Here is a 15,690-nt window from a genome sequence, read left to right on the forward strand (position 1 = left end):
TTGTTAATTCCCGGCAGTTAACTTATATGACACCAACGGTTTCTTGTTGACGAATATTGTAAGCGTCCCTTTCGCATTGTCTCCTAAAACCAGATTAAATTCGCCTGCACCGTCATTGATTTTTGGAAAAACCTTGTTTGCAAATGCGGCAGAAGTATATTGGTACATCACTTCATCAGTAGCCTTAAATCCCTTAATTTTGAATAACGTCTTCTCACCTGTACCTGTTATAATTATACCCATCACAGGGGAAACCAGTTGATAATTAAGATTATATACCAACGGTAAAGCTGCAAATTCCGAAACCGTTTTTGAAGTAAGCAGCCAGTTTTCATTTTCAGGGAAATGATTCATGAAAAACAGGTCGGGACTCGTAAAAAAGTAGCTGTCATCAAAACCTGAACCGGCACTGGCGGCAAATCCGCCTGCACCCCAGGTAACATCTAGCAGTTTCCATACGCCATTTATCCTGACGGCATTCCAGGCATGATTGATTCCTGATGGCCCTTTACCTATTTGCGCCGGGTTGTTCTTGGCGCTGCCGTATATTATTTCGCTCTTTAGCCCCATTTCTTCCGCTGTAACTTTGTACAAAGTTGCGTAACCATTGCATACTCCCTTTCTTGAGCGTAATGTTTTTATTGCGAGTTCGTTATCTGCCGCTTCAATTTTAGCACTACGCTCAGCCTGAGATGAATATGAGATATTCCTGTTTCTCCTACCGGCAGCGTTTGGTGAAGGGTCATATTTTATATTATGCGCCATCCAGGTGAAAAGGGCACGGGCTTTGTCTTCCTCCCGATAAAAATCTTTACTGATATGTGCAGCCAGCTTATCAGGTGATGCGAATGCCGTTGGGTATGACCTTACTTTTACATCAACATTTTTATAATCTCCTGCATTGGCCGCCAGACTAAACATTGCTAACAGCCCCACTACTATTGTTGACAAATGTTTCATACAGAGAGATATTCAAGAAGGATGCCAGTTTTGAGGAAGCTTCTTAGCTACTGGCTCAGCAGCTGATAGCTTAGTTGCTATAGTGATAAAATATCCCCTTATCATGGGGTGTCCACAGGCAGGCGCGCTGGTTGGCTGCTTTCAGGGCATTATTTGCCCAGGTATTGCAGGTGTAAAAAAGGCTGTAGGTGCGATTGGCTTCGTAAAAAGCATCATAATCGCCATAGCTTCTGTCGGCTATCCACAACACTTTTTTACCATCATCGTACTGAAAGCTTTCCTGAATATATTTTACCAGGCTCTTGTAATCATCGTTGCTGATGGTGAGCTTCACGCACTCATCATCTTCTTTAACTTCTTTATAAAAACGCGTATGCATTGCCGATGTACCCAAGTAAAAAGCCGCCTTGGCCGCCGTGCTTGCCTTTAGGTCGCTCCATTCAGGTGTGTCGAGGTAGAAGCCCTTATCGCCCCAACCGAATGCCACGAAGTTCATAATACTGTCCTTCGAGCGTGTGTGAGTATACAAAAGGTCCCGGCTCCAGTCTTTAATTTCATTCTTAACAGGAACGAATATATCGGTATGAACACCATTAGAGTTGATATAAACAGTAACGTCTCCGCTTTTTACAGGAGATGTGTTTACCGGAATAAGCGGAATAAGCGCACATGCTAAAAGATATGCCCCGATTAAAATAAGGATGCCCAGCAGCAGCCGGCGGATATACCCTAACGTTTTAAGTAGATGCCTGTTCATAATCAAAGTCCCTGATAATAGCTTTTAACGCATCATCAAGTTCTTTATTGGATATTTTGCCCGACTCCACATCAAAATTTTCATTGAATGACGGTAACGAAAATGTGGCTTTAATATTCCCGCCATAATGAGGAAGGCTTATTTTAGCGGCCTCCATAGCGCTTTGGCCTCCCCTACGCCCCGGTGATGTTGAAAGCAAAAGCATAGGTTTGTGGCTCCACACCTCTTTTTTCTGGCGCGATGCCCAGTCGTAGATATTTTTGAATGCTGCAGTAAGGCCTGCGTTATGCTCGGCTACAGAAAGCACTATAACATCTGCCCATTCAATCCTGTCAAGAAATGCGCGGGCTACATCAGGCTTACCTAGTTCCTTCTCAATATCCACGCTGAAAAGCGGCAATTCATAATCATTAAGATCGATGATATCTTTTTCATCGGCTTCAAAAAGCGTAGAAGCGTAGGTTGCGAGTTTTTTGTTGATAGATTGTTTACTGCTGCTTCCGGCCAGGGCAAGTATTTTCATTTGTATGGTTTTTTATTACAGCTAAAATTAAGGATTATATTCGATTTACATCCATTGAATAATTACATTTGGGTTATAGTATAAATTCTCACGTATATATGCAGACATTTGTGCACTACTTTTTACACTTGGTATTCCCATTAGCTATTGCATATGTATTTTTAAAAAAAGACTGGAAAAAAGCATATATCATTTTGTTAGCTACTATGCTGGTTGACTTAGACCATTTATTTGCAGCACCAGTATTTAAAGCAAACCGGTGCAGCATCAATTTTCATTTTTTACATACATATTATGCCATGTTGGTATATGTGGTGCTTCTGTTTTTTCGGAAACCGTTTAATATTATAGGTATCGGGCTTCTATTTCATATGCTTACAGACCTTGTTGATTGCTTATGGATGTATTCACGATGCAAATCCTGCTTTTCTGATTCGCCGGCGTCAGGCCTGTTACAGCTATTGATGTGATATTTTGTCTAACGCCATTAGTTAGTGCCACTAAAAGCAATGATATATATTTCTGTCTCATAGTAGTTGTCATTACTGATTGGCAATTACGATTGAAAATGTTTTTAACAAATGTTAAATCTGATATAACCATTCACAATTTTATCACAATGGTTGCGTACATTTGAAGGCTTATAGGTTCGCCGATAAGCTGATTGTAATCATCCATACTATTAGCTACTACCAATGCAGGAGATAAATGAATTTCTTCAGAAATTCTTCGATACAGGATCATTCCCTGCCAGATGGCATTGCGGCAAATGGAGTGAATTCCATGGCTGGCTTTATATATTATCTGACGTTGCCATTTGGGCAGCATATTTTACTATACCTATAATACTTGTGCGTTTTATAAGAACGCGTAAAGACTTGCCTTTCACTAAAATTTTCTGGCTGTTTGGCGCCTTTATCCTGGCCTGCGGTGCGACACACCTTATTGATGCCGTTATATTCTGGTTCCCTATTTACCGCATAAGTGCTTTTGCCCGTTTAGTTACCGCCATAGTTTCGTGGGCAACCATTGTGGCGCTTTACAGAATTATGCCACAGGCCCTGTTGTTACAGTCGCCAAAAGAGCTTGAGCGTAAGGTTGCTGAGCGTACTGCTGAACTGAATGCTACTGTACAGAGAATGCGTTTTATGGCAGATGCCATGCCTCAGATTGTGTGGACTGCAAAAGCCGACGGGACACTTGATTACTTTAATAAAAGAACACTTGAATTTACAGGTAAGACAATAGCAGAACTTGAAGCATGGGCATGGATAAATTCTATGCATCCCCACGACCAGGAAATAAGTATGCAAAAATGGAAGAAGGCCCTTGAAGATAAAGTGCCTTTTGAAATCGAAAACAGAATACTGGCAGCAGACGGGAAATATTACTGGCACCTTAACCGCGGTGTACCACAGTTGGATGAAAATGGTGAAATAGCCTGCTGGGTTGGCACTGCAACCAACATAGAGCAGCAAAAGCGCAATGAGGAAATTCTTGAGAAGACTGTAGCCAAAAGAACTGAAGAACTTCGTATTGCCAACGAAAACCTGGTGCAGAGCAATAATGACCTGGAACAATTTGCCGGTTTTGCATCGCATGACCTGCAGGCCCCGCTTAAAACAATAAGCATGTACCTGAGCATGCTTGCCGAACGTAATAAAGATGTGCTGGATGAAAGTTCTTTGGGATATATTTCTAAAGCCACAGCCGCAAGCCACCGAATGCGTACATTGGTGCAGACATTGCTGCAGTTCTCTAAAGTAAATGCATCACAAACAAATCTGACAGATGTAGACCTTGAACAAGTTGTGCAGGTAATACGCAATACCATGCTTGACAGCCATGCCCCGGGTTCTGTTATAATCAACAACAATACCCCCCATAGACTGTATGCAGATGAGTCTATGATTACACAGGTATTGCAAAATGTTATTGCAAACGGGATTAAGTATAATGAGAATGATGTGGCTGAAATCACAATAGAATCAGTTGAAAATGAAGATAAAATTGTTATCTCGGTAACCGATAACGGGATTGGCATCGCTGCAGAACATCTTGAAAAGATATTTAATGTATTTACAAGGCTTACATCTGATACGAAAGGTACAGGCCTTGGGCTATCCATCAGCAAAAGGATTATGGAGAAACATAAAGGTACTATATCCGTAAGTTCAACCGTTGGGCAGGGCACTACATTCACGCTCACGATACCAAAAGCTTAATATCACAATATCCTATATGTTTTCTTATATCAATTAAAAAGCGGCGTAATGTCGCTTTTTAATTGATAATATTTAAGCAAATTCCATCTGCTTATTTGTTTAAAGTCCCGCCACAAGATAATACAACGGAAACCCTAGTGTTATATTTAAAGGAAACGTTACACCGAGTGCCATTGGCAGGTAAAAACCGGGGTTTGCTTTAGGCGCAGCGATTTTCATGGCCGCGGGTACAGCTATGTAAGATGCGCTTGCTGCCAGCACAGCAAAAATAAATCTGTCAGCCATGTTATGTGTTACAATCTGGCTTGCAAAAGCAACTGCAACCCCGTTTAACAACGGTACTACAATACCAATGGCAAACGGAAACCAGCCCCGCCTGAATAAGCTGCCCAGCTTCCTGCCACTTACAATACCCATATCTAGCAGGAATATGGCGAGAAATCCTTTGAAGAGATCATTCGTGAATGGTTTAATACCTTGTGCTTGTTCAGCATTTGCCAAATAACCTATTATAAGGCTCCCCAAAATAAGCAACACGCTGCCATTTGTAAGCGAATGATGAATTACAGAGCGCTTGCTCACGCTGCTGTCTTCTTTGCTGAAGATTGAGATAAGGATTAATCCCGCAATAATGGCCGGCGATTCCATAAGCGCCATAATAGCTACCATATGCCCCGTAAGCTGCTGGCCCTGCAGTTCAAGGTAAGAGGCTGCCGTAACAAAGGTAACCGCACTTACCGAGCCATACGCAGCAGCAATTGCACCTGAATCATAAACATTAAATTTTTTCCTGAGTATGAAAAACACATATAGCGGAATCAGCAATGCCAGCCCGACGCCAAAGAGCATGGCCCATAATATTTCTAAGGTAAAAACTTCATGTGACAGCTCCTGCCCACCCTTGAAGCCAATGGCAAAAAGCAGGTATAGTGATATAAATTTTGAAGAGTTTGGCGGAATTGCAAGGTCGCTTTTTAAATAAACAGCCACAATGCCCAATATAAAAAATAACAATGCCGGATTGGTTAAATTCTCGGCCAATAAGTTTATGTTCATAAGGTTAGGTTATTATTGTTCCGTAATTTGCTCTTTTAAGCTTATCATTCAGTGCCCGGCCTACGCCATCATCAGGGAATTTCTGTACAATGATCAGGTCAAGCCAGCATGCATCAAGCCGGTGTAATGATGTGTACAAATTGGCAGCAGCCTCATTAAGATCTGATGTTTTGCTAAGTGAACACGTTACCGTGCAGCTTTCAATTCCTGCAGGCTTTTCACCATAATATAGCAGCCCCACTTTTCTGTCACTAAACTTTTGCAGGAGTTCTGAAACATCATTTGAAAATATTAAAGGTGTCTTGGGTGCATAATGACGCGGATACATGCCGGGGGCTACAGGTTTTGCTCCGCCGCTGTGTACTTTTGTAGTTTCACAAACAGCAGTAATCTGCGCTTCAGATATCGTTCCGTGCCGGTGTATTACAGCTATATTGTTTTCAAAACCCACAATGGTTGATTCAATACCTACAGCGCAAGAGCCACCGTCAAGTATCAGCGGTATCTGTCCATTGAAGTATTTATGTACATGTGAAGCTTCAGTAGGGCTTATGCTCCCAAAAGGGTTTGCACTGGGCGCTGCAACCGGTTTTCCTACAGCTTTCAGCAGTTCAATTGTTACAGGATGATTAGGTACGCGCACAGCAACGGTCTCCAGTCCGGCTGTAATAATACCAGGTACAGATGGATGTTTTTTTAGCAGCAATGTAAGAGGCCCCGGCCAAAAGGCAGAGGCAAGAGCGCTGGCTGCTTCGGGTATTGAAGCCGCAACCTCATCAAGTTGCATCACGTCAGAAATATGAAGTATTAGAGGATTGTTGCGGGGGCGTTTTTTAATATCAAATATCCGCGTAAGCGCTTCATGTGAATCAATCACAGCTGCCAGCCCGTAAACGGTTTCTGTCGGCATCCCTATCACCTCTCCTGATTGCAGGGCTGCTGAGGCGGCAGCAATATCTTTTGTTACAATGGTTCCTCTCATGGGTTACATATATTGCAGTACATGGGGTTTTCGGCCTGCACACCGTTTGGGTATAGTTTTTCTTCAGTATAAGTACAGCCTGCACAAGTGTAGATATGGCTTAATGTTGATGCCGTGCCAAAGCCGCACAGCTCGCAAGGCAAACCTTTACGAACTTCTGTTACGCCAAAGCCCGGCAAAGAACATTGTGGACAAAGAGATTTAATCTTTTCAACCAGCTTCTCAGCAGCTTTTGCTATGACATTCATACGCTTAGGGTTATGCATAGCCCTCATATCGGTTTCAATAGTATAGCTGCCATATTTTTCAAGGTATTCCTCGCTGAGCTTAAAGAGTTGATTGGCGTCTGTTATACCTTTAATAATGCCTTCATTGCTATTCCTGCTTTTGCGGATGATGACTGCATGGCTTGGAAAGCATGCTAACTCAAGGAATTTTTCTAACTGTTCATGATTACAAATCTCAGCGCTGCTGAAATTCGTTTCAAGTGATAGTTCCCTCGCGATTATTTCAAGATTGTTCTGCTTATCAACAAGCATCAGGAGTTCATCGTCAGCTGCAGCAAAAAATACCGAAGGATGCGGGCCAAATGAACCTTCACTCGCAACAACAAGGTCACATTTAAAAGCCTGCATCCCTTCATCGCACTTGCGGCGCAATGTTACAAGTGCGTCATCCTCACGCTCAACTTCACCCGTAAATGTGCCAAGCTTGTCGGTATCAAAGCCATCTGCCACGATACAGTTTACTCCAAGGGCCTGTTTTAATAGCGGAGCAATTACCTGTTCTTTGCGGTGTTTGGTGACAATAAGTAAAGTTCGTGTGGCAAACATTAATCTATTAATATATCGGCATTTATTACAAGCTTCTGATTAGCATCTAAGCCTGACATCTGTTCAAGAAACAATTCTTTTGTACGTGTAAGCTCCAGTTTTCTTTTAAGCGATTGATCATCGCTGTGGCCATTGCGTATTTCGTGGCTAAAATTTTGCCTGCTGTGGAACTGGATTTTATATTCCAGGAGATTGCCAATAATTTCTTTAGCTTCAGCAACAGTAAACTCACCATCAATTAGTTTATATTTTGACATCTGTTTTAAGTAATTTAAACATTAAACATGCTGTAATTATTGTTATTGCAGGAAGTGCTTCTTTGCTGTAGGGCCAGGGGGACAGCAGTAAAGCTGCCCCTGTACCCACAAACACCATCAACAAAATAAATTCTTTTTTACCCCGCCTTGTCATTTTACTGACCCTGCCCAAGCGAGTAAGCATCTTTTCCATCAAACTTGTATAGGTTTTCAGTTTTTATAACATCTATGCCCATTTCTTCGCAGGCGCTCAGCAGGGTTATGATATCTTTATTAGACATTGCATTGCCCCCTTTCTTGAAGCGGCAGCGCCAATGGTCTGTGCAGAATGTCTCACTAAAGCCTTCAGGCCATACTTTTATACCCCTGTTTGTAATCATTGAAAGCTGCAGGTCATGCTGTTCAATCTTTTTAACAATTACCGCGAGCTGCTCAGGGTCAGTGCCTGTCCAGTGAACAAAAAGGTCAACACCCGTTAACTCTTTTACTGCAGGAGTACGCCTTTTGTAAACGGGCAGTTCAATTGCAGCGCTGTTGCTGTAGCTTACCGGTTTAAGTTGTGACGGTACATTCCCAAGATTAGCAATTACAGCCTCAGCAAATTCTTTTGTACCCACGAGGCGGGTGCTTATGTCTTCTTTGTACATGTCATATGTATGTATACCGTCTTCAATAGTCTTTAACCATGCGTTTTGCACCTTTTCAGCAACAGCAGTCTGCCCTATGTGGTTCAGCATCATTACAGCGCCCTGTAAAAGCCCTGAAGGGTTGGCCATATTTTGCCCGGCGCGGCGCGGTGCCGACCCGTGTATAGCTTCAAACATGGCACACTCCTCACCAATGTTTGATGAACCTGCAAGGCCCACAGAACCTGCTATTTGCGCAGCAACATCAGAGAGAATGTCGCCATAAAGGTTTGGCATAACAATTACGTCAAAAGCCTCAGGAGTATCAGCCATTTTGGCTGCGCCTATATCAATAATCCAGTGTTCGTTTTCAATATCGGGATATTCAGCTGCAATCTCATCAAACACTTTATGGAAAAGCCCGTCGGTCTGCTTCATGATATTGTCTTTCGTAAAGCAGGTAACCTTTTTGCGGCCATACTGCTTAGCATATTCAAAAGCGTATCTAACGATCTTTTCGCAGCCTGGCCTTGATATAAGCTTTAGGCACTGTACCACTTCATCAGTTTGCTGGTGCTCAATCCCGGCATAAAGGTCTTCCTCATTTTCACGGATGATCACAACATCCATAACTGGGTGTTTGGTTTGTACAAAAGGATGCAGGCTTATACAAGGCCGTACATTGGCATACAGGCCCAGGAATTTACGAGTGGTAACGTTCAAGCTTTTGTAACCTCCGCCCTGTGGCGTAGTGATAGGCGCCTTAAGGAAAACTTTGTTTCTCCTGATGACATCCCATGATTCTTTTGCAATGCCTGAAGTGTTGCCGCTGAGGTAAACATTTTCGCCAACCTCAATCTCTTTAATTTCGATTTGTGCGCCTGCAGCCATTATTATGGCAAGAGTAGCATCCATAATTTCGGACCTATACCGTCTCCTTTTGCAACCGTAATTTTCTTCATCTAAAAATGGTTTTAAAGATTTACATGGCAAATGTATTATGCGTTGTTAATATATTTTTATTTATATTTGAAATGAATTACATAAAAATATTTTATGAATTACACACTTCATCAATTACAGATTTTTCTGAAAGTTGCACAGACGCAGAGCATTACAAAAGCCGCAGAAGAGCTGCACCTTACCCAACCGGCTGTATCTATTCAGCTGAAGAATTTCCAGAGCCAGTTTGATATTCCTTTAATTGAAACAATCGGCCGTAAAATTTACATTACCGCATTTGGTAAAGAAGTTGCCCAGGCATCAGAAGCTATACTTGAGCAGGTGCATGCAATAAATTACAGGACAGCCGAATATAAGGGCCAGCTTTTTGGCAGGCTGAAAATATCGGTAGTTTCAACAGGCAAATACATAATGCCCTACTTTCTCTCAGATTTTCTCAATGCAAATCAGTCAGTTGAGCTTGCTATGGATGTAACAAATAAAAGAGACGTAATAGCAAGCCTGTATAATAATGAGGTAGATTTTGCATTAGTATCTGTATTGCCGTCAAAAATGGACATTGAGAAAATGGACCTTTTGAAAAACAAGCTGCACCTAGTGGGTAATACATCGCGCACCTTCGGGACGGAAACTACTATTGATATCTTTAAAGACCTGCCTCTTATCTTCAGGGAAGAAGGTTCAGGTACGCGGCAAACAATGGCAGAATTTCTTGCAAGAAATGAAATTACTCACATAAAAAAAATGGAACTTACCTCTAACGAAGCTGTAAAACAGGCCATAATTTCAGGGATGGGATATTCTGTAATGCCCCTCATTGGTATTAAAAATGAGTTGTTTAACCATGATTTGCAAATAATACCGGTAAAAGGATTGCCTATAACAACTATGTGGAGCCTTATCTGGATGAAGGGTAAAAAACATTCTCCCGTTGCCACAGCCTACCTCAATTATATTTCTGCTAATAAAGAAAATATTATTAACAACAGGTTCAGCTGGTATGAGCAATTTTAATTACTTAAACAAACGTTAAATAAAACTAACACTTTCAAAAGTAATAGTTTTACTATTATATTTGCAAATAAATTTTGTTTAATGAACGGATTGCTTGCAAACCTAAAGATTCAGGTTAACCCTAAGATATATCTCAAAGATCCTGAGACATCATTGCTTGGAAGAAATATTATTCGTGAAAGTATAAACCTGATTGATGAAATTGGCTTTGATAATTTTACATTCAAAAAACTTGGTGAACGTATCGGTTCAAATGAAAGTTCAGTATATCGTTATTTTGAGAATAAGCACAAGCTGCTTGTTTATCTGTCATCATGGTACTGGAGCTGGATGGAATATCGTATAGTATTTGCAACAACAAATATTGATAACCCTTTAGAAAGGCTCCGCAAGGCAGTATCGTTGATTACAGAAAAGATTGAAGACGATGAAAAGACAGAATATATAAATGAGTCTACACTGAACAGGATTATAGTGGCTGAATTTACAAAAACCTTTCTGACAAAAGAGGTTGATGAAGAAAACAAAGAAGGATTTTTCCTGATATACAAGCAGGTTATTAACCGGATTGTAACCATGATAACTGAAGTTAATCCTGATTTCCCATATCCCAGGAGTTTTGCTTCAAGTATTGTGGAAGGCTCGCTGCACCAGCATTTTATTAAAGATCATTTTAAGACAATTACAGACTGTAGCAATAAAGTTAATCCTACCGACTTTTATCTGTACATGTTAACCATACTAAACAAATAGCCTATGACACCGGCCAAAAGATTTTTCAGCCTGCTGAAGCTCGATAAAAAAGATGTCTACCAAATATTTTTTTACGCCTTATTTGCAGGGCTTATAAGCCTTTCACTCCCATTAGGCATACAGGCTATAATAAACTTTATACAAAGTGGCAGGGTAAGTGTTTCATGGATTGTACTTGTAGTTATTGTAGTTGGGGGCGTAGCTTTGGTAGGCCTGCTGTCGCTAATGCAGCTGCGGATTACTGAAAACCTCCAGCAGAAAATTTTTATACGCTCATCTTTTGAATTTGCGTACCGGCTTCCTAAAAATACGTTTTGATGAGCTTTACAATAACTTTTATCCGCCCGAGCTGGCTAATCGTTTTTTTGATACCCTCACCATACAGAAAGGCGTTTCAAAATTGTTGATTGATTTTTCTGCGGCTTTACTGCAAATCGGTTTTGGTATAATACTACTCTCACTTTACCACCCTTTCTTTATATTGTTTGGCTTATTGCTTGTGGGCCTGCTTTACCTTATTTTCAGGTTTTCTTACAAGCCGGGCCTTGAAACCAGCCTGAGCGAATCTAAATACAAATACCGCGCTGCTGACTGGCTTCAGGAAATAGCGCGAAACAACTCTTCATTCCGTACAAAACTCAACTTTAATTTTGCCTTGGCAAAAACAGATGAGCATGTTGGAGGTTACCTTACGTACCGCGAACAGCATTTTGGTATAATACGCCGGCAGTTTATCCAGCTTATTGTATTTAAAATCATCATCACAGCCGGCCTGCTGCTTATTGGCGGTTTCCTTGTACTGAATGAGCAGATGAATATCGGGCAATTTGTTGCCGCCGAAATTATTATCCTCTTGGTTATCAACTCAGTTGAAAAAATAATACTTGGGCTGGAAAGCTTTTATGACGTTCTGACAGCAGTTGAAAAGATAGGACAGGTAACTGATATGGATATTGAAGACGATTCAAATACCTCTGAGATTTCACAGGAAAAAGAAATTACCATTGAAGCAGATAATATCAGGTTTCGCTATCCGGGCGCTGAAAAAGACACGCTTAAGAACATATCACTTATAGCCAAACCCGGCGAGAAGATTCTGCTATTAGGCAACAATGGTGCCGGTAAGACCACACTCATACGGATACTTTCCGGGTTGTTACAGCCCACTTCCGGAACACTGTCACTAAACGATGGTACCTTTGTGAAACTAGACAGTGCTGCCTACCGGGCAAAGATAGGCTGCATCATTCAGGGCGAAACACCTTTTGAAGGAACGATTTTAGAAAATATTACCTTTAATGATCCCACTATTAAACCTGAAGATTTACGGTGGGCACTTGATGCCGTACAGCTTACACCATTGATAAAATCATTACCTGAAGGCCTTGAAACAAAAATTTTCCCTGAAGGAAAACAGTTGTCATCCTCAAATGCGCAGAAGATACTTTTGGCCCGAAGTATAGTGCATAAACCATCAATACTTTTTTATGAAGACCCGACAGACCGTATGGATAAGGAAGCCGCAACTACATTAATTGACTTTATTTTTTCGGTAGATAATCCGTGGACGGTAATTGTATCATCTGCCAATCCGCACTGGCAGGCCAGGGCAACCCGAAAGATAACTATGGAAAACGGAAAAATTATTAACGACACAATCTGTAAGCCATGTTAAATATATCTAATAACAAAAAAGCCCGGGTTGAACTGTTGCAGCAGTTTAAAACCATAAAGCAGCTGTCTGACAGGCCGCACTACAAAATCCTCAACAGGATAATTCTGGGGCTATGTGTTCTCGCACTGTTGATATTGTTCCTGCCGTGGACACAGAATATTTCAGGTACAGGAGCGGTTACAACACTCAAACCCGACCAAAGGCCGCAAACTATACATAATGCCATTGCCGGGCGGATTGAAAAATGGTATGTGCAGGAAGGTGATTACGTAGAAAAGGGCGACACAATACTCTTTATTTCTGAAATAAAAGAAGATTACTTTGACCCTAACCTTGTGAATAATACCAGGCAGCAGGTAGATGCAAAGAGAAATGCATTAAAATCTTATGACAGCAAAGTTGAGTCGCTTGAGTCTCAAATGGCAGCGCTGTCAAGTGAGCAGCGCCTTAAAATACAACAGGCAAATAATAAGATAAGGCAGGCACTATTAAAGGTAAAAAGCGACAGTATTGACCTTGAAGCCGTAAAGACGCAATTACGCATTGCGACTACCCAGTTTGACCGTTCTGTAGAGCTTAATAAAGAAGGGCTGAAACCTTTAACTGATGTTGAAGAGAAAAGGCTGAAACTGCAGGATGCGCAGGCTAAAATAATCACCCAGGAAAACAAATTGCTTACTGCACAAAATGAGCTTATTAATGCTAAGGTGGAAATTGGCAGGATTACTGCCGAATATAATGAAAAAATCGCCAAATCGAGCAGTGACAAGTTTACGGCATTGAGCAGCCAGTTTGATACTGAGGCCCAGGTAAACAAGCTTGAAAACCAATATGTAAATTACAGTATACGAAATGGCATGTATTACATAAAAGCGCCCCAAAGCGGGTATGTGAACCGGGCATTGCAGTCGGGTATTGGTGAAACAATAAAAGAAGGCACTCCCATAGTCAGTATTATGCCAGCAGGTTATGACATTGCCGTTGAAACCTATGTAAGGCCAATTGATCTCCCATTGCTGAAAAAGGGTGATGAGGTAAGGGTTTGGTTTGATGGCTGGCCAACAATTGTATTTTCAGGCTGGCCGGGTATGTCATATGGTACTTTTGGCGGACGTATAGTTGCTATAGAGAATTTTATAAGTCCTAACGGCAGGTACAGGGTACTTATAGCGCCTGATAACAGTGATACCCCCTGGCCAAAGCAGCTCAGCATAGGAGCGGGTGCGCAAACTATAGCATTGTTAGACACTGTGCCTGTATGGTTTGAGGTATGGCGAACATTAAACGGATTTCCTCCTAATTATTATCAGGCGGGACAGGATAAAGAAACCGATAAAAAGAAATGAGACCGATAATTTATATAATTCTTTTCATTTTTTGCATCCAGGGCGCTGCTGCACAGGAATTAAGCCCCGGGCAGCTAAGTTTTGCAGAGTATCTTGGGTACGTGAAAAAGTATCATCCTCTTACACGGCAATCCAATCTTACAATAAGCCGGGCAGAAGCAGAACTAATGGCTGCCCGCGGAGGGTTTGACCCCAAGATTGAGGTTGACTACGATAAGAAGGAATTTAAAGGCACTGAATATTACTCTCTGTTAAACAGCAGTTTTAAAATCCCGACATGGTATGGCATTGAGATAAAAGCTGCTTTTGACAATAGTGAAGGAATATATGTAAATCCGCAAAACATTACTCCTGACGGCGGGCTTACCTCTGTTGGTATTTCTGTTCCGCTGGCACAGGGACTGCTGGTAAACCGAAGGATGACTGACCTCAGGATGGCAAAAGTGCAGATAAGGCTAAGCGCCGCAGAGCAGAAGTTGCAGGCAACAGAAGCAATTTATAATGCAGCTCTTGCCTATTTCAGCTGGAAACGTGCATTTGAAGAAGTAAGGCTTTATGAAACATATCTCGATTACGCTCAGGTTAGATATACCGGGATAACAAAACTGATACAATTGGGTGATAAACCTGCAATAGACTCTGTTGAAGCAGGTATAGTTGTAAAATCAAGACAACTAAATCTTGCTGATGCACGGCTGAAACTGACAAAAGCACGGCTGGAAATGTCAAATTACCTTTGGATTGATAACGTACCGGTAGAACTGGCCGAAAATATTGTGCCTGAAGAGAATCTTACCCAAAATGTAACCGAACTCCTGAACATTACAAATGCAACTGCCAGCCTGCAATTAGAGCAGCACCCCAAAGTGCAGGCGCTTCAGGGTAAGATAGATATCCTGGAGATTGACCGCAGGTATAAAGCAAACCTGTTGCTACCAAAAGTAGATGTTAGCTACAATTACTTATCTGAACCTTCGTATTTTGACAATTACCGCTTTGAAGATTATAAAATTGGCCTGAATTTCAGCTTCCCTCTTTTTCTGCGTAAAGAGCGTGGAATGCTTAAACTTGCAAAGCTAAAACTGCAGGACGGGCAGCTTGATCTTGACCTTGAACGTGTAGCGCTTAAAAATAAAATAACAGCGCAACAAGCTGAGATTGAAGCATTGCAATCACAACAAATTACCGTTTCGGCACTTGTAAAAGACTACACAACTATGCTTTCGTCTGAAGAACGTTTATTTTCATTCGGCGAAAGTTCGCTGTTTATTATAAACTCGCGTGAAAATAATGTTGTAAGCAGCAGGCTTAGCGAAATCAATATTGAGAACAGGCTGTTAAACTCTATGGCAGAACTGTACAGGACATTAAGTAATCCTTAATAAGGTAACGAGCTTAGAGTTGAAAATTAAGCTTTTATCATATCCTGATATTTTTACACTGAAATTGTAAATTATGATGTCTGTCATATTTCAGGCGTTTAACCTACCCTACTTTCGCATCATAAATTAATTTCATTATGAGAACGTTTTTAATGGTTTCAGCCATTGCAGCCTTGCTTACATCGATGTTTACTTCATGCGGTAATGATACAGCATCTGCAAAAGAAAAAGAACTGGTTTATGAAGGGAAAGCTGCAGAACCCCAAATTGGAGAACAACATATTGTAAGCAGTAAAACTGATACTGTAACGGTAAAATAAACCTTATTACCTTATTCA

The 15,690-nt window shown here is 41.3% G+C and carries 16 protein-coding genes and 1 pseudogene; 8 read left to right on the plus strand and 9 right to left on the minus strand.

The window, feature by feature from the left end:
* Positions 1-3 precede the first annotated feature (3 nt).
* The 3 genes from LRS05_RS11825 to LRS05_RS11835 form a co-directional block, all read right to left on the minus strand.
* Positions 4-960 (minus strand): transglutaminase domain-containing protein, encoded by a 957-nt coding sequence (locus LRS05_RS11825; RefSeq protein ID WP_257868511.1) that lies wholly within the window; start codon positions 958-960, stop codon positions 4-6.
* Between the two features lie 70 nt (positions 961-1,030).
* Positions 1,031-1,717, minus strand: a complete 687-nt coding sequence (locus LRS05_RS11830; RefSeq protein ID WP_257868512.1) for a TIGR02117 family protein — start codon at positions 1,715-1,717, stop codon at positions 1,031-1,033.
* Entirely contained in the window at positions 1,698-2,240 is a 543-nt protein-coding gene (locus tag LRS05_RS11835) for an NADPH-dependent FMN reductase (RefSeq protein ID WP_257868513.1), read from the minus strand. The genes LRS05_RS11830 and LRS05_RS11835 overlap by 20 nt, the downstream gene beginning before the upstream one ends.
* Before the next feature lie 98 nt (positions 2,241-2,338).
* On the opposite strand from LRS05_RS11835, the gene LRS05_RS11840 reads away from it, so the two are divergent.
* Positions 2,339-2,710 (plus strand): DUF6122 family protein, encoded by a 372-nt coding sequence (locus tag LRS05_RS11840; protein ID WP_257868514.1) that lies wholly within the window; start codon positions 2,339-2,341, stop codon positions 2,708-2,710.
* Positions 2,711-2,935: 225 nt separating this feature from the next.
* On the plus strand, positions 2,936-4,465 hold the full coding sequence (locus LRS05_RS11845) for an ATP-binding protein (RefSeq protein WP_257868515.1): 1,530 nt from the start codon (positions 2,936-2,938) through the stop codon (positions 4,463-4,465).
* Positions 4,466-4,564: 99 nt separating this feature from the next.
* On the opposite strand, the gene LRS05_RS11850 is transcribed toward LRS05_RS11845, so the two are convergent.
* From LRS05_RS11850 to LRS05_RS11875, 6 genes are read right to left on the minus strand one after another with little or no spacing between them, the layout of a single operon-like run.
* Positions 4,565-5,521 carry a sodium-dependent bicarbonate transport family permease gene (locus LRS05_RS11850; protein ID WP_257868516.1) on the minus strand — a complete coding sequence of 319 codons (957 nt, stop codon included), beginning with the start codon at positions 5,519-5,521 and terminating at the stop codon, positions 4,565-4,567.
* 4 nt (positions 5,522-5,525) lie between these two features.
* The gene (locus LRS05_RS11855; protein ID WP_257868517.1) at positions 5,526-6,503 is read right to left on the minus strand and encodes an L-threonylcarbamoyladenylate synthase; all 978 of its coding nucleotides are present in this window, start codon (positions 6,501-6,503) and stop codon (positions 5,526-5,528) included.
* Positions 6,500-7,336 carry a DUF6671 family protein gene (locus LRS05_RS11860; protein ID WP_257868518.1) on the minus strand — a complete coding sequence of 279 codons (837 nt, stop codon included), beginning with the start codon at positions 7,334-7,336 and terminating at the stop codon, positions 6,500-6,502. Before LRS05_RS11860 ends, LRS05_RS11855 begins: the two co-directional genes overlap by 4 nt.
* The gene (locus LRS05_RS11865) at positions 7,336-7,593 is read right to left on the minus strand and encodes a hypothetical protein (protein ID WP_257868519.1); all 258 of its coding nucleotides are present in this window, start codon (positions 7,591-7,593) and stop codon (positions 7,336-7,338) included. Before LRS05_RS11865 ends, LRS05_RS11860 begins: the two co-directional genes overlap by 1 nt.
* The gene (locus LRS05_RS11870) at positions 7,580-7,786 is read right to left on the minus strand and encodes a hypothetical protein (protein WP_257868520.1); all 207 of its coding nucleotides are present in this window, start codon (positions 7,784-7,786) and stop codon (positions 7,580-7,582) included. Before LRS05_RS11870 ends, LRS05_RS11865 begins: the two co-directional genes overlap by 14 nt.
* Complete coding sequence (locus LRS05_RS11875) at positions 7,749-9,134, minus strand: NADP-dependent isocitrate dehydrogenase (RefSeq protein WP_257868521.1); 1,386 nt, start codon at positions 9,132-9,134, stop codon at positions 7,749-7,751. The genes LRS05_RS11870 and LRS05_RS11875 overlap by 38 nt, the downstream gene beginning before the upstream one ends.
* A gap of 141 nt (positions 9,135-9,275) precedes the next feature.
* Here LRS05_RS11875 and LRS05_RS11880 point away from each other — a divergent pair, with 141 nt between their 5' ends.
* The 6 genes and pseudogenes from LRS05_RS11880 to LRS05_RS11905 all read left to right on the plus strand — a co-directional run bounded on the left by LRS05_RS11880 (position 9,276) and on the right by LRS05_RS11905 (position 15,672).
* Entirely contained in the window at positions 9,276-10,196 is a 921-nt protein-coding gene (locus LRS05_RS11880) for a LysR family transcriptional regulator (RefSeq protein ID WP_257868522.1), read from the plus strand.
* Positions 10,197-10,277: 81 nt separating this feature from the next.
* Entirely contained in the window at positions 10,278-10,949 is a 672-nt protein-coding gene (locus tag LRS05_RS11885; RefSeq protein WP_257868523.1) for a TetR/AcrR family transcriptional regulator, read from the plus strand.
* Between the two features lie 3 nt (positions 10,950-10,952).
* A pseudogene (locus LRS05_RS11890) lies at positions 10,953-12,624 on the plus strand (peptidase domain-containing ABC transporter).
* Positions 12,618-13,970, plus strand: a complete 1,353-nt coding sequence (locus LRS05_RS11895) for an HlyD family secretion protein (protein ID WP_257868524.1) — start codon at positions 12,618-12,620, stop codon at positions 13,968-13,970. Before LRS05_RS11890 ends, LRS05_RS11895 begins: the two are co-directional and overlap by 7 nt.
* A complete protein-coding gene (locus LRS05_RS11900; RefSeq protein WP_257868525.1) occupies positions 13,967-15,352 on the plus strand; it encodes a TolC family protein in 1,386 nt (461 codons plus the stop codon). The genes LRS05_RS11895 and LRS05_RS11900 overlap by 4 nt, the downstream gene beginning before the upstream one ends.
* A 137-nt stretch (positions 15,353-15,489) precedes the next feature.
* Positions 15,490-15,672 carry a hypothetical protein gene (locus LRS05_RS11905; RefSeq protein WP_257868526.1) on the plus strand — a complete coding sequence of 61 codons (183 nt, stop codon included), beginning with the start codon at positions 15,490-15,492 and terminating at the stop codon, positions 15,670-15,672.
* The last annotated feature ends 18 nt before the right edge of the window (positions 15,673-15,690 follow it).

Source organism: Flavobacterium sp. J372, from assembly GCF_024699965.1.
Taxonomy (GTDB): Bacteria; Bacteroidota; Bacteroidia; order Flavobacteriales; family Flavobacteriaceae; genus Flavobacterium.